This window comes from Pseudomonas asplenii (genome assembly GCF_001293465.1).
GTDB classification, from domain to species: domain Bacteria; phylum Pseudomonadota; class Gammaproteobacteria; order Pseudomonadales; family Pseudomonadaceae; genus Aquipseudomonas; species Aquipseudomonas fuscovaginae_B.
The window spans coordinates 213,790-234,385 of record NZ_JSYZ01000007.1 but is presented as its reverse complement, the minus strand read 5'-3'; the positions used below and the strand labels follow the sequence as shown (position 1 = coordinate 234,385).

Genomic DNA, 20,596 nt, shown 5'->3' with positions numbered 1-20,596 from the left:
GATCTCAGATGGAAGCCCAGAACAAGGCCGTGGTTATCGAGTTCTATGAACGCATGTTTGCCAAGCGTGAACTGGCGGTCGCCGATACATTGATTGCCGAAGACTATGTACAGCACAACAATGTGTTCATTCCACCGCGTCGTGAAGGTTTCAAGAAGTACTTTGCACAGTTCTTCAAGACTTTCCCGGAGTCCGGCACGCATATCAAGCAAGTCTGTGCCGAGGGTGACTATGTCTTCCTCTATGCCACCCATTGGGCGAAACATCGGTTCTTTACCGTGAAGTACAAGGTGATCGATATCTATCGGGTGGAAAATGGAGTGTTGATGGAGCACTGGGACACGATCGAAGGTCTCGGGTTCTTCTCGAAGTTCATGTACATCATCAAGTCCGTATTGCGTCTGTAATCCATAACAAATGTCATAAGCGATTCATGAACCAACAGGGAAAGAGTGAAATGACTGAGTTTCGTACCGAGTTGAAGGCCGTCTGCGACGCCGAATGGGCCAAGATCAAGGCCGGGCGTTTCTTCCAGATGATGAAACGTCCCGAGTTGCAACGGGAGCTGTACATCAAGTCGATCGTGCAGGTGTATCACTACACCAAGAACAATGCGATCAACCAGGCGGTGGCCTGCTGGAACCAGGATCACAAGAAGGTCGGCCTGCTGCGTTTCGCCATGAAGCATGCGCTGGAAGAACTGGGCCATGAAAACATGGCCTATAACGACCTGATCGCCATCGGCGTGGACCCGGCCGAGTTCGAAAAACCGATGCTGCCGGCCACCGAGGCCTTCTACGGCTACCTGGACTACGTCTCGGTCTGCCGTGGCATCATCCCGCGCCTGGGCTACAGCTTCTGGGCCGAGGACTCCTACGAGCACCTCGAGCCGATGATGGACATCTGCAAGAACAGCCTCAAGCTGACCGACAAGCAGATGACCTTCTTCGTCGCCCACGCGATCATCGATGCCAAGCACTCCGAGGAGGTCAACGCGGCAATCGACCGTTGGGTGGTCACCGATGAAGAGAAGGAAGCGGTGAAGCAGGTGGCGCGTACCACCGTGTACCTGATGGGCAAGATCCTTGAGTCGGTTGCCGACGAATTCTGATCCCGCGCCGTAGGAGCCGGCCTGGCGATAGCAGTAGCCCAGGCAACAGCATTCTCATTGAATGGTCGCCTGCGGCGGATCGCCAGCATGCCGGCTCCTACAGGTCTTGCGTCAGCCTGGGCTTTCAGCGCTGGCGCAGGCTGTTCTCCATCCGGCTGATCCCTTCTTCCAGCAACGCCCGCGGGCAGCCGAAGTTCAGGCGGACGAACTGCCGGGCCTCGTCGGCGAATTCGACGCCGGCGCTCAGGCCGACCCTGGCCTTGTCGAGGAAGAACTGGTACGGATCTTCCAACCCCAGTGCACTGCAATCGAGCCAGGCCAGGTAGGTGCCCTGGGCCGGCTGCAGGACGACGCCGGGCAGGCGAGTTTCCACCGCGTGCTGCAGGTAGTCGCGGTTACCCTGCAGATAGTCCACCAACCCCTTCAGCCATGGCCCGCATTCGCGGTAGGCGGTCAGCGTGGCTTCCAGGCCAAGGGCGTTGACGCTGTCGACCATGCCGCCACGGGCGGCGTTGAAACGCTCGCGTACGACCGGGTCCTGGATGATCGCGTACGCGGTCTTCAGGCCGGCGATGTTGTAGGCCTTGCTCGCCGACATCAGGGTGATGGTGCGCTTGGCAATCTCCGGGCTCAGGGACGCGGTCGGCACATGGCGGCGGCCGTCGTAGCAGAGATCGGCGTGGATCTCGTCGGAAATGATCAGGGCTCCGCGTTCCAGGCAGGCCTCGGCCACCTGTTGCAGTTCCTCGCGGGGGAAGACCTTGCCCAGTGGGTTGTGCGGGTTGCTCAGCAACAGCGCACCGCCGTCCTGCAGTGCGTCGCGCAGGGCGGCGATGGGGGTGATGTAGTTGCCCTGGGCGTCACGCTGGAAGGGCAGTTCGACCTTCGGCAGGTTCCAGTTGCCCGGGGCCAGGCGCAGCGGGCGGTAGTTCGGGGTTTGCACCACGACATTGCGGCCCGGTTGCACGAAGGCGCGCAGGGCCATGTTGAAGCCCGGCTCGACGCCGGGCAGGAACACCAGTTCCTGAGGCTCGATCCGCCAGGCGTACTTGTTCCACAGGTCGACGACGATGGCTTCGCGCAGGGCATCCTGGGCCACGCTGTAACCCAGTTGCGGGTGTTCCAGGCGCTTGTGCAGGGCCTGGGTGATCTCGTTCGCCACCGGCAGGTCCATGTCCGCCACCCACATGGGCAGGACATCGGCGGGATAACGGCTCCACTTGGTGCTACCGGTGTTGCGGCGGTCGAGCAGGGTGTCGAAGTTGAAAGTCATGCTGGCGGAAAGTCTCGCGGGAAGTCCCCGAAGTCGTCGGGTGTTCGGAATCTGCAGAGGCGGGCGCTGGCTGGCCCGTTGTCTGTCACGTGTAGGCCAGTCTACCCGGTCGTGGTGGCCGGCGGCACTGCTTCGACACGATTGCGCCCCTTGCCCTTGGCCCGGTACAGGGCCAGGTCGGCTTCCTTGAGGGCCTGGGCGACGGTCTCGCCGTCCCGCGGCCAGTCGGTGACGCCGAGGGACACCGTGACCGGGATGCCGTTCGGGCTTTCGGTGTAGGCCATGGCCGCACGCAGCCGTTCGCCGACCTGAAGCGCCTGGTTCAGCGGTATACCGGGCAGCAGCATGAGGAATTCCTCGCCGCCCTGGCGGCAGAGCACGTCGCTTTCGCGCGAGTGTCGGCGCATCTGCTGGGCCACGTGCTGCAGCACCAGATCACCGGCACTGTGCCCGTAGTTGTCGTTGACCTGCTTGAAGTGATCGATATCCAGGGCCAGCACCGAAAACGGTTGGCGGTGGTTTTCCCAGTCCTCGAGGATCAGTTGCAGGCCGCGCCGGTTGGTCAGGCCGGTGAGCGAGTCGGTGACGTTCTCCAGGTTGAGCCGGCCCAGTTGCTGGTGCAGGGACAGCAGCGCCTTCTGCATGGCGTTTTTCAATTGCGCCGCCTCGTAGTACCAGGCCCTGACCTTGCTCACCGATTGCGCGGCGCTCGAGGAGCCCCAGTGCTCGGTCGAATTGGCCAGCTGCCAGAGCGGCTTGGTGATCAGTGAAGTCAGCCACCAGATGGCCAGCAACGACAGCAGCGACAGCGGCACGGCGTAACCGGCAACCTCCAGCATCAGTCGCTGCAGGCCTTCGAGGGTGATGTCGGTGGGCCGCTGGCTGATCACTCCCCAGCCGATACGGGGCACCGGCGCATAGCCGGTGAGCATGTCGATACCCTTGGAGTTGGTCAGCCGCCGGCTGCCGGTCTGTCCGGTGATGACCGCGTCGATCGCCGGATTGCCCTTGATCACCTCGCCAATCCGTGTGGGGTCCTGGTGGTAGATCAGCCGGCCCTGGGTATCGACCACGTAGAGATAGGAGCCGTCGCGGTAGTAGTGCTCGCCCAGCAGCGAATGCAGGATGTTCGGTTCGTTGAGGTAGATCCCGGCGCCGAGGTAACCCAGGTAATTGCCCTTGCCGTCGAAGATCGGATGGGAGATCTGGATCATCAGGTGGTTGTTGTTGCCCACATACGGGGTCGAGATATAGGGCTGGCGCGAGGCGCTGGCCTGGCGGGTTCCTTCGCTGACGGAAAGGGTTCCGGTCAGGTGCATCGACAGTGGCGAGGAGGCGATGATCCGGTCGTCGGCGCGAATGACCACCACCGAATTGAAGCTGTTGGTCTGGCGGCGCAAGCGGCGCGCCTCCTGCCACAGTCGGTCCGGCTGGTCCCAGATCTCCGGCAGCAGGTTGGCGCTCAGGGCCAGTTGCTGCTGGGTCGACTTGAGGAAGTCATCGGTGGAGCTGGCCAGCTTCACGGCGTAGATGCGGTTGGCTTCCAGGGTCTGGGCCATCAGGAAGTTGCGCTGGGTCTGGTAACTGGCGAAGAACAGGTTGCCGGCGGTCAGGGTGACAACGGCAAGCGAGAGCAACAGGATCAGTCGGCGCAGGTCGATACGTGGCATGAGTTTCTTATGAGAATGGCGAAATCGTTGGCCGATGGAGCCTGGGGGTAATGATAGAACAGTGCGGGCTGCAGGACGAAAGGACATCAGGCCGGCGAGTAAAAAAATGCCGTTCCACGACGAACGTTTTTTCTCGACGACGCCCTAATGTCTTGATTATCCGACCTGAAAAGGACAGCGGTATGACACTTTTCCTGATCATCGCCCTCGAGTTCGGCGCCATCGGGGCAGCCATCTGGGCACTGGGACATTTCGACAGGCGGCCGCAGCGGCGCTGGGCCATGCGCCAGCCCAGTGTGAGTTGGGAGTATGGCCCGGAGCGGGAGGGCTCCCTCGAACTGTTCGGGGAAGCCATCCTGGTGGTTTCGCTGGTGTTGCTGGCGGTGTATCTGTTTCTCTGACTCAGAAGATGTAGTCGGTGGTCAGGAAACTCGACTCGCGATTACGGATGATGTCGCTGATCAGCGCCTTGTTGCTTTCCTGGAACTTGGTCGCCACCAGCGTGCGGATCGAGAACACCCGTAGCGCGTCGTGAACCGAGAGAGTGCCCTCGGCGGAGTTCTTGCGGCCGTTGAACGGGTAGGTGTCCGGGCCGCGCTGGCACTGGGCATTGATATTGATCCGCCCGACCTGGTTGGCGAAGGTGTCCACCAGCCGCCCGACCTGGGCCGAGTGGGTACCGAAGATGCTCAGTTGCTGGCCGAAGTCCGATTCCAGCACGTAGTCGATCACTGTCTCCAGGTCGCGATAGGGCACGATCGGCACCACCGGGCCGAACTGTTCCTCCTGGTACACGCGCATCTGCGCGTTCACCGGGTACAGCACCGCCGGGTAGAAGAACGAGGCACGGGTCTGGCCGCCGCCGGGATTGACCACCCGCGCGCCCTTGGCGACCGCATCGGCCACCAGGCCGTTGAGATAGTCGACCTTGCTCGCTTCCGGCAGCGGCGTCAGTGCCACGCCATGGTCCCAGGGCATGCCGGGCAACAGGCTCTGCACCTTGCGATTGAATTTCTCGATGAAGGCCTCGACCACGTCCTCGTGGACGAACAGGATCTTCAGCGCGGTGCAGCGCTGGCCGTTGAACGACAGCGAGCCGGTCACCGATTCGTTGACCGCGTTGTCCAGGTCCACCTCCGGCAGCACGATCCCCGGGTTCTTCGCGTCCAGGCCCAGGGCCGCGCGCAGGCGGTGGGGGCGCGGGTGCAGTTTCTTCAGGTCGCTGGCGGCCTTGTTGGTGCCGATGAAGGCGAAGATGTCGATCTTGCCGCTGGCCATCAGCGCGCTGACGGTTTCCCGGCCGCTGCCGTAGATCACATTGATCACCCCGGCCGGGAAGCTGTCGCGGAAGGCTTCCAGCAACGGGCGGATCAGGAGCACGCCGAGCTTGGCCGGCTTGAACACCACGGTGTTGCCCATGATCAGTGCCGGGATCAGCGTGGTGAAGGTCTCGTTCAGCGGGTAGTTGTAGGGGCCCATGCACAGCGCCACGCCCATGGGCGCGCGGCGGATCTGGCCGAGGGTGTCCTGTTCCAGCTCGAAGCGGCTGGAGCGGCGGTCCAGCTCCTTGAGGGCGTTGATGGTGTCGACGATATAGTCGCAGGTGCGGTCGAACTCTTTTTCCGAGTCCTTGAGGTTCTTGCCGATCTCCCACATCAGCAACTTGACCACCGCCTCGCGCTGTTCGCGCATGCGCCGCAGGAAGGCTTCGACATGCTGGATGCGTTCGGCCACGCGCAGGGTCGGCCATTGGCCCTGGCCACGGTCGTAGGCGCGGACCGCCGCATCGAGGGCGGTGAGGGCGGTTTCAGCGTCCAGCAGCGGGGTGCTGCCGAGGATCACCTGCTCGTCGCCGTCGGGGCCGGCCAGATACACCGGGCTGCGCACTTGCGCCAGTGGGCCGCTCCAGGTACGCAGGGCGCCGTCCACCAGGTATTCGCGTTGTTCCAGTTGGCCGTCGAGCCGGTACTTTTCCGGAATGTCCGCGGCGGTGGGAAACAGTGAGTCGAGCAGCTTCTGATCGGTCATGAGGCAATACCCTGTCTGATGGGAAGGACGCTGAAACGCTTCAGTGCATGCTGGTGTTTTATCACGAAACATCTTAGTCCCGTCCACTACAAACGACAGGTCGGTTGAAGGGCAGGGGCGCAGGCCGCAAAATGGCACTCTTTTTTCTTTTCAAGGCGATCTTCATTTATGACGCTGGCAACGTTGCTTCTGTTCCTGATCAGTGCGGCGGCGATCATCGCCATGCCGGGCCCGACGGTCCTGCTCGCCCTGCATAACGGCTCCAACCACGGCGTACGGGCGGCGGCCTGGGGCATGGGCGGGGCGGTGCTGGCCGATGCCTTGCTGGTCACGGCGGTGGCCTGTGGCCTGGGCATCCTCCTGCAGGCCAGCGAGACGCTGTTCCAGGCGGTGAAATGGGTGGGGGCGGGCTACCTGGTGTGGCTCGGCTGGAAAATGCTGCGTTCGAGCGCAACCCTGGCCGAACTGCCGGTGGAGCAGGGCTCCAGTCGCAGCGTCGGGTTGTTCGTGCGCTGCTTCGTGGTGGCCCTGACCAACCCCAAGGCCTTGCTGTTCATGTCGGCCTTCCTGCCGCAGTTCATCGACAGCACGCAGCCGCAACTGCCGCAGTACGCGGCGCTGGCCGTGGTGCTGACGCTGCTCAATGTCAGCATCATGCTGTTTTACGCGCTGTGCGGGGCCCGCTTGCTCAGTCGCTTGCAGGGCGGGCACCTGCGGGCGTTCAACCGGGTGACCGGTGGACTGCTGATGACCCTGGGTGGGGTGTTGGCGTTTTATCGGCGGGGGAGTACGGCCTGACGAGCCAGGCCGTTGGATCGAGTGGTCTTCTCAGCAAGCCGCGGCGTTGATGAATGCCTCATCGAGCGTACGGGCGCTGTAGCTGTCACGAAATGATTGCCCATCGGCAAAGCGCCTGAACTGCTTATGACTGATCATGTAGAAACAGTCACAGTGTTCGGCGATCTCATTGACGTTGTGCGACGAAACCAGAATGGCCTTCCCACTCTGAGCCGCACCATGCAGGCACTGCCAAATGTAGTGCCTGAACTCCGGGTCTACACCCGCTGTTGGCTCATCAAGAATGATCAGGTCAGCCTCTATCGACAGTAAAGAAAGGGTGAAGAACCAGCGTTTTTCTCCATAACTGCATAGCGATGACTTCTTCTTCCAGATCTCCTGATAGCGTTCCGTGATGCTCGGGCTCCATGATGAAAGCCTGCTCAACACCTGTGCCTGGGAGATCTGTTTGGATGAGCACAGCAGGTTGGTCATCCTGAATATGTCGAACATGCGCAGGGCGGGAGGCGTTGTGAGTATCTGTGAGAGATAGAGCTGCTTGGCGAAGGTATTGATCACCTTGCCTCTGGCGGGTTTTCTCAGTTTGCAGATGATGTCGAAGAAGGTGGTTTTCCCTGAGCCGTTCGAGCCGAGCAGGCCGGTAATCGCCCCGGCTTCTGCCGTGAGTGAAGCCTCCTTGAAAATGACCTTGTTCTCATAGTTGAAGGACAGGAGATTGGCTTGCAGGGAGTTCATCAGTACCGGCTCCATACAGGGTTGATGCGGAGCAGCTTGACGCTGATTGCCATGCTGACGGTAAACAGGACGATAGACAGCAGCACCCACTCATATTGCTGGTTGAGCCCCAGCGCCATCAGTTGCGATGCATGCCACAAGGGATTGCTGGTGTTGAGCGCTGCAAGCATGGAGTTCTCGGAAACACCGCGTGACAGGCCAAGTACCAGCATGACCAGCGACACCGCCGATAACAGAGTATTGGCGTTCTGGAAGTTGATGGGCAGTAGCGCTAACAAAACTCCTAGTGAGCAGAAGAACAGGTAATTGACCTGGAATCTTATCAGGATAAGACTGAATTCGCGGATTGAGTAGGATTCGAAAGGCAGGCGCGTGCTCAGATAAAAGGTGGCGCAATAGATGGTTGCAATGGTCAGGTAGGCCAAGTTCTGGGCAATGAGGAAAACCAGCCTTGCTTTACGGTTGTAGACGAATGAGCGGATGAACCCGCTCTCCCGACGGCCAATGATGTAGAAGGAAAAGCCGAATAGGGCGACATTTGAGGCGACGTAGGCGTAGAACCAGGCGGTGCGCTGGATATAGTCATGGGAAAAGGCAAGGCTTTCTCCCTTGAACAGTACCAGCAGGTAAAAGGCTGCACAGGGGGAAATGATGATCCAGAAGAGCGCTATGGGCTCCTTGAGTTGTTCCTTGATGAATAGCAGGGCCAAGTTTCCTGCACGATAGGCGGTACAGGCTTTCATGTGGCTGCATCCTGAGTGGTGGGGACACTATCTATAGTGGCTGGGAGGAGGTGCTGCCACTCAGGAGGTTCTTTCTGTGGGAATTTTCTTTATGGAGTTTTTCTTCAGGTGGATAGGATTTCGTCAAGCTCTGTCGTTTTCAAGATGGAATAAGAGGGGATGGGGACGTTGTTGTAAGAGACTTCCTTCAAGAGAAAAGGAGATCTTCAATTGTCGGTTTGAGATTACCGCTCCACTGGCCTGAACTGGAAAATGGAGCGGTAGGATGGACTTATTGCCTCAGACCTTCGGATCCTCATGCGCCTTGAGCGGGTGCGCATACTGCGGCTTGAGCTTGCCGTCCTTGTCCAGCAGCCAGGCGTCGAGGATCTCGCGTACCACGGGGCCGGCGACGCGGCCGCCGGCCTCGCCGTTCTCGATCATCACCGAAATCACGATCTGCGGATCCTCCGCCGGGGCGAAGCCGACGAACAGGGCGTTGTCGCGGTGACGCTCGGCGGTCTTGAGGCGGTCGTAGCGCTCGCCCTGCTTGATCGCCACCACCTGCGCGGTACCACTCTTGCCGGCGATGCGGTATTGCGCACCCTGCGCCGCCGCCCGGGCGATGCCGCGAGGGTCGTGCATCACCAGTTGCATGGCGTAGTTGACCTGTTCCCACTCCCGCGGATCGCGCAGCACCAGGTTCGGAATCGGATGCTCGTCCACCGGCGCCTCCTGGCCGATCGTCTTGGCCAGGTGCGGGCGGTTCCACACGCCCTTGTTGGCGATCAGGGTGGTGGCCTGGGCCAGTTGCAGCGGGGTGACCTGCATGTAGCCCTGGCCGATGCCGAGGATCACCGTCTCGCCCGGGAACCAGGCCTGGCGGCGAGTGGCGCGTTTCCACTCGCGGGACGGCATCAGGCCGGGGGATTCCTCGAACATGTCCAGGGAGACCTTCTGGCCGAGGCCGAACTTGTCCAGGTACTCATGCAGGCGGTCGATGCCGAGCTTGTTGGCCAGGTCATAGAAGTAGGTGTCGTTGGAGCGCATGATCGCCGCGTTGAGGTCGACCCAGCCGTCACCGCTGTGGTTCCAGTTACGGTATTTGTGCTCGACGTTCGGCAGTTGGAAGTAGCCGGGGTCGAACACCCGTGTCGTCGGCGAGATCACGCCGCTGTCGAGGCCGGCGATCGCCACTTCCGGCTTGATCGTCGAGCCCGGCGCATAGAGCCCGCGCAGGGCGCGGTTGAACAGCGGGCGGTCGATGGAGTCGCGCAGGGCCGAGTAGTCCCTGGCGCGGATGCCGGTGACGAACAGGTTGGGGTCGAAGCTCGGCTTGCTGACCATCGCCAGCACTTCGCCGGTCTTCGGATCGATGGCCACCACCGAGCCGCGGCGGTCGCCCAGGGCGTTTTCCGCAGCTTCCTGCAGCTTGATGTCCAGGCTCAGGACGATGTTCTTGCCGGGAATCGGATCGGTGTGCCTGAGCACCCGCATCACCCGGCCCTGGGCGTTGGTCTCGACTTCCTCGTAGCCGACATGGCCATGCAGTTCGCTCTCGTAGAAGCGCTCGATGCCGGTCTTGCCGATGGACTGGGTGCCGCGGTACTCCACCGGGTCGAGCTGCTTGATTTCCTTCTCGTTGATCCGCCCGACATACCCCACCGAGTGGGCGAAGTGGTCGCCCAGCGGGTAATGCCGGACGAACTGCGGCTCGACCTCGATCCCCGGCAGCTTGAATTCGTTCACCGCCAGCAGGGCGATCTGCTGTTCGGTCAGTTCGTAGAGCAGGGTCACCGGCTCGAACGGATGGCGTGACTGCTTGAGCGCCTTGGCGAACATCGCCCGGTCTTCTTCCGGCAGGTTGAGCACGTTCATCACCGTGTCCAGCACCTGGGCGACATTGCCGGCGCGCTCACGGGTCAGCGTCATGTTGAAGCTGGGCTGGTTGTCGGCCAGCACTTCGCCGTTGCGGTCGAAAATGATCCCGCGCTCCGGTGGAATCGGCAGCACGTGAACGCGGTTGTTTTCCGACACGGTGGAGTTGTAGCTGAACTCGACGACCTGGAGGAAGTACAGGCGGCCCACGAGGGCGCCGGCCAGGCCCAGCACCAGCAGCCCGCAGGCGATCAGGCGCTTGTTGACCAGGCGTTTTTCGGTCTCGTGATCCTTGAGATGAATGGGATCGGACATGCGGAACCTGTCTCGTGCAAAGGAAAATGACTATGAAGGCGGCGGCTAATAGGGAAAATGCATAGCTGGCTATTTAAAACGGCGCACAAGATAGCAAGAAGCACCGGATTTAGGGACGTTATTGCCGCAGCATCCGCCAAAAGGCGGCGAGGGCGGGGCGGTTCGAGCCTGCAATCCCTTCGGTTAAACCACGGTACAAACGTTTCAAGATGTTTCTTTTATTGATGTTATATCGTATCGAAATTAGATTCTGCCGCCTCATCCCTCTCCGTAAGCTATCGATATGACGCCCACTTCCGGGCCGTTCGCCTCATCGGCCGGTCCCAACCTCCGTCTCTGTGCCATCGATGCGCTGCGTGGCTTTGTCATGCTGTGCATGGTGCTCGATCATGTTCGTGAAACTTTTTTCATGCACCGCCAGGTCAGCGACCCAGTCGATGCGCTGACGGTCGCGCCGGACCTGTTCTTCACCCGCCTGCTCGCCACCCTCTGTGCCCCGGTGTTCATCTTCCTCACCGGTCTGTCGGCGTTTCTCTACAGCCAGAAACACAGCGCCCGCGAGACGTCGATCTTCCTGCTCAAGCGCGGCGTCTTCCTGGTGCTGCTGGAGCTGACCCTGGTCTGCTTCGCCTGGAACGGCGAGTTCCCACCCAAGACCCTGTGGCTGCAGGTGATCTGGTGCATCGGCATCTGCATGATCGTGCTGGCCGGCCTGCTGCACCTGCGGCGGGCCTGGCTGGTATGGCTCGGGCTGGTGATCGTCGGCGGGCACAATCTGCTTGATGGCATAGTGCTGGGGCCCGAGTCGCCGTTCTTCATCCCCTGGTCGGTGCTGCACCAGAAGGTCTTCATCCAGCTCACCGAGTACACCCGTGCCCGGACCACCTACCCGGTACTGCCGTGGATCGGCGTGATCCTGCTCGGCTGGAGTATCGGTCCCTGGTTCGCCAGCGGCGTCGAGTCGGCGGTGCGTCGTGCCCGCCTGCTGAAACTCGGCGGTGGCCTGCTGCTGGCCTTCGTGCTGATCCGCTACCTGAACGTTTATGGCGACGCACCCTGGGTGCACACCGGCGATAGCCTGCGCACGATCATGAGTTTCCTGAGTGCGAAGAAGTATCCACCGTCGCTGATGTTCCTGCTGCCGACCCTGGGCGTCGGCCTGTTGCTGCTGGCCCTGTTCGAGCAGTTGCAGCAACGCAAGGTGGTGGCGATCCTGGCGATCTATGGCGGGGCGCCAATGTTCTTCTACCTGTTGCACCTGTATGTGCTGAAGGCGATGTACCTGCCGGCCTTTGCCTTCTGGGGCGCGACCGAGGGTGGGGTCTATGCGTTCAGCCAACTCTCCAGCGTCTGGCTGCTGAGCCTGCTGCTGGGCTTCGCGCTGTTCTTCCCGACCCGCTGGTTCGCCCGGCTCAAGCAGCGGCGGCGGGATATCGCCTGGCTCAAGTACTTCTGAGGCGTGCAGGGTGGGCCATGGCTGTGCCAATTCGTCGCAAGGCCGCAGCCGCCTTTATCCGTGACTTCGTCGAACGGCGCAAAGTCGAAGGTTTTGTGCGCTCTGCGTTGGTCCAGAGTGGCCAGAGCGATGTTACTGTGGCACCGCCTGCGTGAAAAACCGGGTCCGTCCCCTGACAACAACTGCAAGACGCGCGAAAGCGCTTGTCGAGATTGAGGTAGATAAATGGCCAAGGCCGCCGATGTCGTTGTGCAATGCCTGGAAAACGAAGGTGTCGAGTATGTGTTCGGCATTCCTGGCGAGGAAAACCTCGACCTGCTGGAATCGCTGCGCAAGTCGCCGATCAAGCTGGTCCTGACCCGCCACGAGCAGTCCGCCGGCTTCATGGCCGCCACCTACGGCCGCCTGACCGGCAAGACCGGCGTCAGCCTGTCGACCCTCGGCCCCGGCGCGACCAACCTGGTGACCGCCAGCGCCTACGCCTACCTGGGCGGCATGCCGATGATGATGATCACCGGCCAGAAGCCGATCAAGAAGTCCAAGCAGGGCCGGTTCCAGATCATCGACGTCTGCGGCATGATGGACCCGATCACCAAGTACACCCACCAGTTCGCCTCGGCCGACAACATCCCGGCGCGCATGCGCGAAGCCTTCCGCCTGGCTGAAGAAGAGAAACCCGGTGCCGTGCACCTGGAACTGCCGGAAGACATCGCCGCCGAGCAGACCGACTCGATGCCGATCCCGCCGAGCCTGCACCGCCGCCCGCTGGCCGAGCACAAGGCCGTCGAAGCTGCCGTGGAGAAACTGCAGAAGGCCCGCAGCCCGATCCTGGTGATCGGCGCCGGTGCCAACCGCAAGATGACCGCCAAGGTCCTCAAGCAACTGATCGACCAGACCGGCATCCCGTTCATCACCACCCAGATGGGCAAGGGCGTGGTCGACGAGCGTCACCCGCGTTTCCTCGGCAACGCCGCGCTGTCGTCCGGCGACTTCGTCCACCGCGCCGTCGAAGCGGCCGACCTGATCGTCAACATCGGCCACGACGTGATCGAGAAGCCGCCGTTCTTCATGGTCCGTGGCGGCACCGAAGTCATCCACATCAACTTCCGCTCCGCCGAAGTCGATGCGGTGTACTTCCCGCAGATCGAAGTGATCGGCGACATCGCCAACGCCGTCTGGCAGATCGGCGAAGCCCTGGGCGACAACCCGCACTGGGACTTCAGCCGCCTGATGGCGATTCGCGAGGCCAACGAAGCGCAGATCGCCGAAGGCGCCGACGACAACCGCTTCCCGGTGTACCCGCAACGCCTGGTCGCCGACATCCGCCGGGTGCTGCCGTCCGAAGGCATCGTCGCGCTGGACAACGGCATCTACAAGATCTGGTTCGCCCGCAACTACAAGGCGCACAAGCCCAACACCGTGCTGCTGGACAACGCCCTGGCGACCATGGGCGCCGGCCTGCCCTCGGCGATGGCGGCGCACCTGGTGCACCCGGACCGTCCGGTGATCTCGGTCTGCGGCGACGGCGGCTTCATGATGAACAGCCAGGAGCTGGAAACCGCGGTACGCCTGGGCATGCACATCACCGTGGTGATCCTGCGTGACGACGGCTACGGCATGATCCGCTGGAAGCAGGCGAACATGGGCTTCACCGATTTCGGCCTGGACTACGGCAACCCGGACTTCGTCAAGTACGCCGAAGCCTATGGCGCCAACGGCCACCGCGTGGAAAGCGCCGAGGGCCTGCTGCCGCTGCTCGAACACTGCATCAAGACCCCGGGCGTGCACGTGATCGACTGCCCGATCGACTACTCGGAGAATGACTTCATTCTCAACAACGAGCTCAAGCGTCGCGCATTGCTGGTCTGATCTAGATCACATGAGCCCGGTGCAATTCGGTCAGTGACAGGGCCTTGAGGTCGGCCAACTGCGAATCGCGACGATCGCGAGGATGTGGCAGGTCGACCGCCAGGGCCTGGCGAATGCGGCTGGGGCGGTTATCCATCACCAGCACCCGGTCGCTCAGGTACAACGCTTCGTCGACATCGTGAGTCACCAGCAACAGCGCGATGCCATGCCGCCGAGCCAGTTGCAGGAGCAAATCCTGCAACTTCATGCGGGTAAAGGCGTCGACCGCGCTGAATGGCTCGTCGAGCAGCAGCACCCGTGGTTTCGAATACAATCCGCGTGCAATCGCCACCCGTTGCGCCATGCCGCCTGACAGTTGCTTGGGCAAGGCCTGGGCGAAACCACTCAGACCGACCTCCTCGATCAGTTGTGTCACCCAGGCGCGGTCGTAACCCTCGTCTTCACTGAAGCCGATGTTCTGCTCCACCATCAGCCAGGGCATCAGGCGGGGTTCCTGGAAGACGAAAGCGATGGGCGAGGTCGTGTGTTTCAGTTCACCTTCGAAGTCCTTTTCCAACCCGGCGACGATCCTCAGCAGCGTGCTCTTGCCGCAGCCGCTGGGGCCCAGCAGGCTGACGGTTTCCCCTGCGTGCAGTTGCAGACTGACCTGCCTGAGCACGGTGGTCTGGGCAAACGCCTTGCGTTCGACGTAGAGGTCCAGCAGTGTTTCGCTCATGTTCAAGACTCCCGGTCCTGGCCATTGAAAGTGTCGCGCCAGGACAGCCAGCGTTTTTCCAGGCCGGCCAGCAGGCCGTCGCTGAGTTTGCCGAGCAGGGCCAGAACGATAATCGCCGCCAGCACGATATCCGGGCGCGAGGTTTCCCGGCCGTCGCTGAGCAGGTAACCCAGGCCCTTGGTTGCGGCGATCAACTCGGCGGCCACCAGGAACATCCACGCCAGACTCATGCCGCTGCGCAGGCCGGTGAACAGCCCCGGCAGGGCCGCCGGCAGCAGGATTCGGCGCACCAGCCGGTAACGGCTGAAGCCGAGCATCTGTCCGACCTCGACCAGTTTGCGGTCAATATTGCGGATCGCCGCGACACCGTTGAGGTACACCGGGAAAAATGCGCCGATGGCGATCAGGACGATCTTCGAGGTTTCATCGATGCCCAGCCATAACAGCAGCAGGGGCACCCAGGCCAGGCTCGGGATCGAGCGCAGTCCGGCGAACGTCGGTTCCAGGTAGGCTTCGGCTTCGCGGCTGAGTCCGACCCAGGCGGCGAAGAGCAGGGCCAGGCCGGTACCGATGGCGAAGCCGCTGAGCACCCGCAGCAGGCTGGCGCCAATGTGTTTCCACAGAGCTCCCTGACCGAGATCGCGCAGGGTCAGGACGATATCGCTCGGTGCCGGCATCTGATACGCGGGCACCCACCCGAGGCGCACCACTCCCTCCAGCAGGGCGATGATCAGCACCGGCAGCACCAGCCCCTTGAGTCGCCGAGGCCAGACCGACGTGGTGCCGGCGGCGGGGGCGGGTGTGTCCAGGGCGGCAGGCAGGGCTTTGCTTTTGGCGTTCATGGGGGCTCCCGGGACGCGCTTACTGGCGGGCGACCGCGACAGGGTTGAACCGGGTTTCGATCAACTGGTCGATGACCTGATCGACATTCACCCCACGACGAACCAGCTCCTCGGATACCAGGATCGGGGCGGCGGCTTTCGAGGCCACCAGGTCCTGAGGGCCGAGACGGGCGTTTTTCAGGTCGGTGCGCGACAGTTGCAGCTTGGCCACATCCAACGGCAGGCCGGATTCGCTGGCCAGCAGGCCGGCCAGTTCGTCAGGGTTGTGCAGGGCCCACTCGCGGGCTTTTTCATAGGCGCCGATTACGGTTTCGATGGTCTGTGGATGTTCCTTGGCAAACTTCTCAGTGACGCTGATCACCCCGTAGCTGTTGAAGTCGGGATTGCGGTAGAGCAGGCGCGAACCGGCCTGGAGTTCGCTGGCGGCCATGTGCGGATCGAGCCCGGCCCAGGCGTCGACGTCGCCTTTTTCCAGGGCGGTGCGGCCATCGGGATGCTGCAGGTGCACCAGTTCCACGTCGTTCTTGCCCAGGCCGGCCTGCTGCAGGGCGCGCAGGGTGAACAGGTAGGGGTCGGTGCCCTTGGTGGCGGCGATCTTCTTGCCCCTGAGGTCGGCGAGGCTCTGGTAAGGCGAGTCCTTGCGCACCAGCAGTGCGGTCCACTCGGCGCGACTGTAGACATAGATCGACTTGATCGGGCTGCCGTTGGCCCGGCTGAGTACGGCAGCCAGGCTGGCTGAGGAGCCGAAGTCGACGCCACCGCTGTTGAGGTATTCCAGGGAACGGTTGCTGCCCTGGCTCAGGACCCAGGTGACCTTGGTCTGCGGCAGGGCTTTCTCCAGCCAGCCGAAATGCCGCAATGCCAGGCTGACCGGCGAGTAATAGGCGTAGTCCAGTTTGACTTCGGCCGGGGTGGTTTCGGCGGCCTGCGCCAGCGGATGCAGGCCCAGTACCAGCGCCGTGGCGGCGGCCAGAAGGCGGGCGGCCTTGGTGATCGGGTTGAGGGATTTCATCGAATGCTCCAGGGAGAGGGACTGCAGGGCTTATTCTTAATTAAGCAGTCATGGTGATGATGAGCTGCTTAAAAGGAATAATGCAGTCTCTATGCCAGCTGCAGGGCTTGCCCTCAAAGAGCCTACGATGACGCTCTGTGTGGGAACGATCCAATGAAAAGGAGGGTGCCAGCGCGATAGCTATTGCCGGCAATCCGGCTCCTGCCGGGGGGGCGCTGGTGTTTGTTCGCATGCACTTTGTTGAACGGCTGTTGCTCCAGCAACATGACAAACATGTTTCAAAAAATGTTGCGGTCGATCGTTTCGACCCGGCATGCTGACGGGCTTGTTCCACCACGCGAAGATCCTGCCCTCATGTCAGCCGTGGCCGCTCACTCGACCGACTCCGCCTCCCGCCGTGCGGCGATTGTCCTGGCACTGTGTCTGCCCAGCGATGTCCTGCTGTACCTGCTGCTGCCGATGAACACCCAGGCCTTTGGCGTGACCCTGGCCCAGGCCGGGGTGTTGCTGGCGGCCAACCGGCTGGTGCGGATCTTCGGTTACGGCCATGTGCTGCGCTATTACGCCCGCCAGGGCGACCGCGCCACCCTGATGCTGGCCGCGGCCGTCAGTGCCGTGTGCGCCCTGGGCAATTCGCTGATTTCAGGGTTCTTCTGGCTGCTGCTGTTGCGCCTGGGCTGGGGCCTGTCGTTTGCCGCGTTGAACCTGTCGACGCAGGTGCTGGCGACCCTCGAGCCTGCCGGCGCGGCACGCCGGGCAGGGCGCTCGCGGGGGATCATCGCCATCGGTCCGATGATCGCCCTGGCCCTGGGGGGCTGGTTGAGTCTGCAGATCGGCCCGCGGCTGATTTTCCTGCTGCTGTGCGCCACTTCATTGATCGGCCTGTGGGTGGCGCACGGCCTGCCGAGCCAGGGGCACGAGCTGGCGGCACCGGTCGGGCGACGCTTCAAGTGGCCGGACAGTGTCGCGCTCTGGTCCTTCGTCGAAGGGGTAGCGCTGGACGGGCTGTTCATCTTCGGCCTGTCGCTGCAGGCCAGTGCCGTGCTCGGTGGCGATGCGGTGGTGATCGCCGGCGGGCTGATGGCTTTGCGCTATGTCTCGGAAATGTTCCTCAGCCCCCTCGGCGGGCGGGTGGCCGACCGCTATGGCGTGGTACGCATGCTGTTGCTGTTCTCGATTCTCAGCGGTCTGGCCCTGGCAGCCTTCGGCAGCCACTGGCTGATTCTCGGCGCCGGTTCGGTGCTGGTCCTGCGGGCGCTGCAATTGCCGCTGGTGGTGACCCTGGTGGCCGAGCGCAATCCCGGCGCCGGGCGTGTCCAGGCCCTGGCCTCGAATGCGGTATGGCGCGACATCGGTGCCGGTGTCGGCCCGTTACTGGCGGGTGTGCTGCTGCCGGTCGCCTCGGCCAGTTGGGTCTATTCCCTGGCCGGCCTGGCCATTGCCCTCAGTGCACTGGCCTGCGCGCGTTACAAGGCTGATTGAGTCGTTCGAATGCTGCATCCGTTCCCCTGATGATTGCACCCTGCGCAAGAGTCCGGTGTGGCGATCGACGCGGCTGCCGGGTATGCTCAGCCCATGCAAATACCTGATCTGAATCTGCTGGTAGCCCTCGACATCCTGCTCGAAGAAGGCTCGGTCACCGCGGCCGCCCGGCGCATGAACCTCAGTGCCCCGGCCATGAGTCGCACGCTGACGCGCATCCGCGAAGCCCTCAATGACCCGATCCTGGTCCGCTCCGGGCGTGGTCTGGCGCCGACCCCGCGGGCGCTGGAGCTGCGCGAACAGGTGCGCGGCGTGGTGGAGCTGGCCCATGGGGTCTTCGCCCCCGGCCAGGAAACCGACCTGACGACCCTGGAGCGGACCTTCAGCGTGCGGGCCAACGACATGTTCTTCGGCGCTTTCGGCAACCAGTTGCTCGAACGCCTGGCCCGGGACATGCCCAACGCCACGCTGCGCATGGTGCCGGAAGGCGATACCGACGACGATGCGCTCAACGAGGGGCGCATCGACCTGGCGATCTGTGCCCCTCGCAAGTTCGGTGCCGATATCAAGGTGCAACGTCTGTTCAACACTTCGCTGATCGGTATCGCCCGGGCAGGTCATCCGCTGTTCGACGAGGAACTGGATGCCGAGCGCTTTGCCCGCTACGACCATATCAGCGTGTCGCGCCGTGGCCGGGCGCGTGGGCCGATCGATGCGCTGCTGGCCGAGTTGAATCTGCGGCGGCGGGTCTCCCTGGTGCTGCCGACCTTTCATGCGGCGATGTTCGCCGTGGCCGGCTCCGACCTGATCCTGCCGTCGATACCGCGGCCAATGGTGCGCAACCTGATAAGTCTGGGGCTGCCCCTGCGCACTTTCGAATTGCCGGTGCCGGTGGAAACCATCGTGGTGATCCAGGCCTGGCATCCCCGGCTGGACAATGACCACGCCCATCGCTGGTTGCGCCGCACGCTGAAGGACATGTGCGACGCTACGCCGGCGTAATCATTGCGTCTGGCGCAATCCATTTGTAGATATTTGTCAATTTTTATAGCTTCAGGCCCTGCATAGACTCGGATTTCCCAGTGAAACCGGAGTTTTTGCGATGTCTCTTCCCTCCGAGCCTGCCCGGACGGCCGGCTCATGACCGCCCTGCAAACCAGCCTGCCGCTGGCGGCCGCAGCCAGGCCCGCAGCGGCCGCCACACCTTTGGGCCTGCGCATCGGCGTCGGCCTGGTCGGCGTGTTGCTGGCGGTGCTGGCCTCGGGCTTCAACGAAAACGTGACCAAGGTGGCGATGGCCGATATCCGCGGCGCCATGGGCCTGAGCTACGACCAGGGTACCTGGCTGATTGCGGCCTACGCAGCGATGTCGGTCAGCGCCATGGCCTTTGCCCCCTGGTGCGCCGTGACCTTTTCCCTGCGCCGCTTCACCCTCTGCGCCATCGGCAGCTTGCTGGTACTGGCCCTGCTGGCGCCGTTCGCACCCAATACCCAGGTGCTGATGCTGATCCGCGTGGTTCAGGGCTTTGCCGGCGGCGCCTTGCCGCCGATGCTGATGTCGGTGGCGCTGCGCTTCCTGCCGCCGGGCATCAAGCTCTATGGCCTGGGCGGCTATGCCCTGACCGCGACTTTCGGCCCCAGCTTCGGCACGCCCCTGGCCGCCTGGTGGGTGGAATACGCTGGCTGGCAATGGGCGTTCTGGCAGGTCATCCCGCTCGGGCTGGTGGCCATGGCCTGCGTGGCCTGGGGCATACCGCAGGACCCGCTGCGCCTGGAACGCTTGCGCCAGTTCGACTGGCGCGGGCTGCTGCTGGGTTTTCCCGGCCTGGTGATGCTGGTGCTCGGCCTGCAGCAGGGCGAGCGCCTGGGCTGGTTCGATGCGCAGCTTATCCGGGTGCTGGTCGGCGGTGGATTGCTGTTGCTGGTGCTGTTCTTTATCAACGAATGGGCGCACCCGCTGCCGTTCTTCAAGTTGCAGATGCTCGGCATCCGCAACCTGACCCACGCGCTGGTCACCCTCGGTGGCGTGCTGTTCGTGCTGCTGGCGGTGATCATGATCCCGTCCAGCTACCTGGCCCAGGTCCAGGGCTACCGGCCGTTGCAGACCGCGCCGGTGCTGCTCTGGGTCGCCGTACCGCAACTGCTGGCGCTGCCGCTGGTGGTCGCGCTGTGTAACAACCGGGTGGTGGATTGCCGCTGGGTGCTGGCCACCGGGCTGTTCCTGCTGGCATTGGTCTGCGTGATCGGCTCCCAGGTCACCGTGGCCTGGAACCGCGAGAACTTCTACCTGTTGCAGGCCATTCAGATCGTGGCCCAGCCGATGGCGGTGATCCCATTGCTGATGCTCTCGACCGGCAGCATCACCCCGGCGGATGGGCCGTTCGCCTCGGCCTGGTTCAACACCGTCAAGGGCTTTGCCGCAGTGGCGGCGGGCAGCCTGCTGGAAACCCTGACGGTGCGCCGCGAGCACTTTCACTCCAGTCACCTGGTCGACCGCCTGGGCAGCCAGCCCTGGCTGGCGGACTCGGTGGAGCCTGGGCAACTGGCCCATCGGCTGCACGAGCAGGTGGTGACCCTGACCAGCGCCGACCTCTACCTGTGCGTGGCGGGCCTCGCCATCGCGCTGATCCTGTTGATCCCGATCCTGCCGACGCGCATCTACCCACCGCGCGCCGCGGCCTGATCTCCCCC

18 protein-coding genes are annotated in these 20,596 nt (G+C 62.8%); 9 read left to right on the top strand and 9 right to left on the bottom strand.

Going from position 1 to position 20,596, the window contains the following annotated elements:
- The first annotated feature begins 8 nt into the window (after positions 1 to 8).
- Together PF66_RS10755 and PF66_RS10750 are read left to right on the top strand one after the other, a co-directional pair.
- Positions 9 to 407: a nuclear transport factor 2 family protein gene (locus tag PF66_RS10755; RefSeq protein WP_054060278.1), complete on the top strand. Its 399-nt coding sequence runs from the start codon at positions 9 to 11 to the stop codon at positions 405 to 407.
- A 50-nt stretch (positions 408 to 457) separates the two neighbouring features.
- The gene (locus PF66_RS10750; protein WP_054060279.1) at positions 458 to 1,111 is read left to right on the top strand and encodes an iron-containing redox enzyme family protein; all 654 of its coding nucleotides are present in this window, start codon (positions 458 to 460) and stop codon (positions 1,109 to 1,111) included.
- 124 nt (positions 1,112 to 1,235) lie between these two features.
- Here PF66_RS10750 and PF66_RS10745 read toward each other — a convergent pair whose 3' ends face one another.
- Together PF66_RS10745 and PF66_RS10740 are read right to left on the bottom strand one after the other, a co-directional pair.
- Positions 1,236 to 2,384 (bottom strand): MalY/PatB family protein, encoded by a 1,149-nt coding sequence (locus PF66_RS10745; protein WP_054060280.1) that lies wholly within the window; start codon positions 2,382 to 2,384, stop codon positions 1,236 to 1,238.
- Between the two features lie 101 nt (positions 2,385 to 2,485).
- Positions 2,486 to 4,054, bottom strand: coding sequence for a sensor domain-containing diguanylate cyclase (locus tag PF66_RS10740; RefSeq protein WP_054062658.1), 1,569 nt, complete (start codon positions 4,052 to 4,054; stop codon positions 2,486 to 2,488).
- 182 nt (positions 4,055 to 4,236) lie between these two features.
- Here PF66_RS10740 and PF66_RS10735 point away from each other — a divergent pair, with 182 nt between their 5' ends.
- Positions 4,237 to 4,455 carry a hypothetical protein gene (locus PF66_RS10735; protein WP_054060282.1) on the top strand — a complete coding sequence of 73 codons (219 nt, stop codon included), beginning with the start codon at positions 4,237 to 4,239 and terminating at the stop codon, positions 4,453 to 4,455.
- 1 nt (position 4,456) lies between these two features.
- Here the strand turns inward: PF66_RS10735 and PF66_RS10730 are convergent, their stop codons facing one another.
- Positions 4,457 to 6,082 (bottom strand): NADP-dependent glyceraldehyde-3-phosphate dehydrogenase, encoded by a 1,626-nt coding sequence (locus PF66_RS10730; protein WP_054062657.1) that lies wholly within the window; start codon positions 6,080 to 6,082, stop codon positions 4,457 to 4,459.
- 168 nt (positions 6,083 to 6,250) lie between these two features.
- Between PF66_RS10730 and PF66_RS10725 the strand changes: the two genes are divergently transcribed.
- Positions 6,251 to 6,880: a LysE family translocator gene (locus tag PF66_RS10725; RefSeq protein WP_054062656.1), complete on the top strand. Its 630-nt coding sequence runs from the start codon at positions 6,251 to 6,253 to the stop codon at positions 6,878 to 6,880.
- A gap of 30 nt (positions 6,881 to 6,910) precedes the next feature.
- Here PF66_RS10725 and PF66_RS10720 read toward each other — a convergent pair whose 3' ends face one another.
- The 3 genes from PF66_RS10720 to mrdA all read right to left on the bottom strand — a co-directional run bounded on the left by PF66_RS10720 (position 6,911) and on the right by mrdA (position 10,530).
- Positions 6,911 to 7,615, bottom strand: a complete 705-nt coding sequence (locus PF66_RS10720; RefSeq protein ID WP_054062655.1) for an ATP-binding cassette domain-containing protein — start codon at positions 7,613 to 7,615, stop codon at positions 6,911 to 6,913.
- Complete coding sequence (locus tag PF66_RS10715) at positions 7,615 to 8,358, bottom strand: hypothetical protein (protein WP_054062654.1); 744 nt, start codon at positions 8,356 to 8,358, stop codon at positions 7,615 to 7,617. Before PF66_RS10715 ends, PF66_RS10720 begins: the two co-directional genes overlap by 1 nt.
- Positions 8,359 to 8,637: 279 nt before the next feature.
- Positions 8,638 to 10,530, bottom strand: a complete 1,893-nt coding sequence (gene mrdA, locus PF66_RS10710) for a penicillin-binding protein 2 (RefSeq protein WP_054062653.1) — start codon at positions 10,528 to 10,530, stop codon at positions 8,638 to 8,640.
- A gap of 283 nt (positions 10,531 to 10,813) precedes the next feature.
- Here mrdA and PF66_RS10705 point away from each other — a divergent pair, with 283 nt between their 5' ends.
- Both PF66_RS10705 and PF66_RS10700 read left to right on the top strand, forming a co-directional pair.
- Positions 10,814 to 11,986 carry a DUF1624 domain-containing protein gene (locus PF66_RS10705; RefSeq protein ID WP_054062652.1) on the top strand — a complete coding sequence of 391 codons (1,173 nt, stop codon included), beginning with the start codon at positions 10,814 to 10,816 and terminating at the stop codon, positions 11,984 to 11,986.
- Between the two features lie 225 nt (positions 11,987 to 12,211).
- Positions 12,212 to 13,855 carry an acetolactate synthase large subunit gene (locus tag PF66_RS10700; RefSeq protein WP_054060289.1) on the top strand — a complete coding sequence of 548 codons (1,644 nt, stop codon included), beginning with the start codon at positions 12,212 to 12,214 and terminating at the stop codon, positions 13,853 to 13,855.
- Position 13,856: 1 nt separating this feature from the next.
- Here PF66_RS10700 and PF66_RS10695 read toward each other — a convergent pair whose 3' ends face one another.
- The 3 genes from PF66_RS10695 to PF66_RS10685 are packed head-to-tail and all read right to left on the bottom strand — an operon-like array spanning position 13,857 to position 16,424.
- Positions 13,857 to 14,570 (bottom strand): ABC transporter ATP-binding protein, encoded by a 714-nt coding sequence (locus PF66_RS10695; RefSeq protein WP_054062651.1) that lies wholly within the window; start codon positions 14,568 to 14,570, stop codon positions 13,857 to 13,859.
- Between the two features lie 2 nt (positions 14,571 to 14,572).
- Positions 14,573 to 15,412, bottom strand: a complete 840-nt coding sequence (locus PF66_RS10690) for an ABC transporter permease (protein ID WP_054060291.1) — start codon at positions 15,410 to 15,412, stop codon at positions 14,573 to 14,575.
- 19 nt (positions 15,413 to 15,431) lie between these two features.
- Complete coding sequence (locus PF66_RS10685) at positions 15,432 to 16,424, bottom strand: aliphatic sulfonate ABC transporter substrate-binding protein (protein WP_054060292.1); 993 nt, start codon at positions 16,422 to 16,424, stop codon at positions 15,432 to 15,434.
- Between the two features lie 354 nt (positions 16,425 to 16,778).
- On the opposite strand from PF66_RS10685, the gene PF66_RS10680 reads away from it, so the two are divergent.
- From PF66_RS10680 to PF66_RS10670, 3 genes are all read left to right on the top strand, one after another.
- A complete protein-coding gene (locus PF66_RS10680; RefSeq protein ID WP_054060293.1) occupies positions 16,779 to 17,906 on the top strand; it encodes an MFS transporter in 1,128 nt (375 codons plus the stop codon).
- 93 nt (positions 17,907 to 17,999) lie between these two features.
- On the top strand, positions 18,000 to 18,908 hold the full coding sequence (locus tag PF66_RS10675; protein ID WP_054062784.1) for a LysR family transcriptional regulator: 909 nt from the start codon (positions 18,000 to 18,002) through the stop codon (positions 18,906 to 18,908).
- A 138-nt stretch (positions 18,909 to 19,046) separates the two neighbouring features.
- Positions 19,047 to 20,588 (top strand): MFS transporter, encoded by a 1,542-nt coding sequence (locus PF66_RS10670; protein WP_054062650.1) that lies wholly within the window; start codon positions 19,047 to 19,049, stop codon positions 20,586 to 20,588.
- Positions 20,589 to 20,596: the final 8 nt, after the last annotated feature.

What these genes read in the sequence shown, in the direction of transcription:
- PF66_RS10755 (WP_054060278.1), top strand. Translation starts at nt 9, where the DNA reads ATGGAAGCCCAGAACAAGGCCGTGGTTATCGAGTTCTATGAACGCATG.
- PF66_RS10750 (WP_054060279.1), top strand. Translation starts at nt 458, where the DNA reads ATGACTGAGTTTCGTACCGAGTTGAAGGCCGTCTGCGACGCCGAATGG.
- PF66_RS10745 (WP_054060280.1), bottom strand. Translation starts at nt 2,384, where the DNA reads ATGACTTTCAACTTCGACACCCTGCTCGACCGCCGCAACACCGGTAGC.
- PF66_RS10740 (WP_054062658.1), bottom strand. Translation starts at nt 4,054, where the DNA reads ATGCCACGTATCGACCTGCGCCGACTGATCCTGTTGCTCTCGCTTGCC.
- PF66_RS10735 (WP_054060282.1), top strand. Translation starts at nt 4,237, where the DNA reads ATGACACTTTTCCTGATCATCGCCCTCGAGTTCGGCGCCATCGGGGCA.
- PF66_RS10730 (WP_054062657.1), bottom strand. Translation starts at nt 6,082, where the DNA reads ATGACCGATCAGAAGCTGCTCGACTCACTGTTTCCCACCGCCGCGGAC.
- PF66_RS10725 (WP_054062656.1), top strand. Translation starts at nt 6,251, where the DNA reads ATGACGCTGGCAACGTTGCTTCTGTTCCTGATCAGTGCGGCGGCGATC.
- PF66_RS10720 (WP_054062655.1), bottom strand. Translation starts at nt 7,615, where the DNA reads ATGAACTCCCTGCAAGCCAATCTCCTGTCCTTCAACTATGAGAACAAG.
- PF66_RS10715 (WP_054062654.1), bottom strand. Translation starts at nt 8,358, where the DNA reads ATGAAAGCCTGTACCGCCTATCGTGCAGGAAACTTGGCCCTGCTATTC.
- mrdA (WP_054062653.1), bottom strand. Translation starts at nt 10,530, where the DNA reads ATGTCCGATCCCATTCATCTCAAGGATCACGAGACCGAAAAACGCCTG.
- PF66_RS10705 (WP_054062652.1), top strand. Translation starts at nt 10,814, where the DNA reads ATGACGCCCACTTCCGGGCCGTTCGCCTCATCGGCCGGTCCCAACCTC.
- PF66_RS10700 (WP_054060289.1), top strand. Translation starts at nt 12,212, where the DNA reads ATGGCCAAGGCCGCCGATGTCGTTGTGCAATGCCTGGAAAACGAAGGT.
- PF66_RS10695 (WP_054062651.1), bottom strand. Translation starts at nt 14,570, where the DNA reads ATGAGCGAAACACTGCTGGACCTCTACGTCGAACGCAAGGCGTTTGCC.
- PF66_RS10690 (WP_054060291.1), bottom strand. Translation starts at nt 15,412, where the DNA reads ATGAACGCCAAAAGCAAAGCCCTGCCTGCCGCCCTGGACACACCCGCC.
- PF66_RS10685 (WP_054060292.1), bottom strand. Translation starts at nt 16,424, where the DNA reads ATGAAATCCCTCAACCCGATCACCAAGGCCGCCCGCCTTCTGGCCGCC.
- PF66_RS10680 (WP_054060293.1), top strand. Translation starts at nt 16,779, where the DNA reads ATGTCAGCCGTGGCCGCTCACTCGACCGACTCCGCCTCCCGCCGTGCG.
- PF66_RS10675 (WP_054062784.1), top strand. Translation starts at nt 18,000, where the DNA reads ATGCAAATACCTGATCTGAATCTGCTGGTAGCCCTCGACATCCTGCTC.
- PF66_RS10670 (WP_054062650.1), top strand. Translation starts at nt 19,047, where the DNA reads ATGACCGCCCTGCAAACCAGCCTGCCGCTGGCGGCCGCAGCCAGGCCC.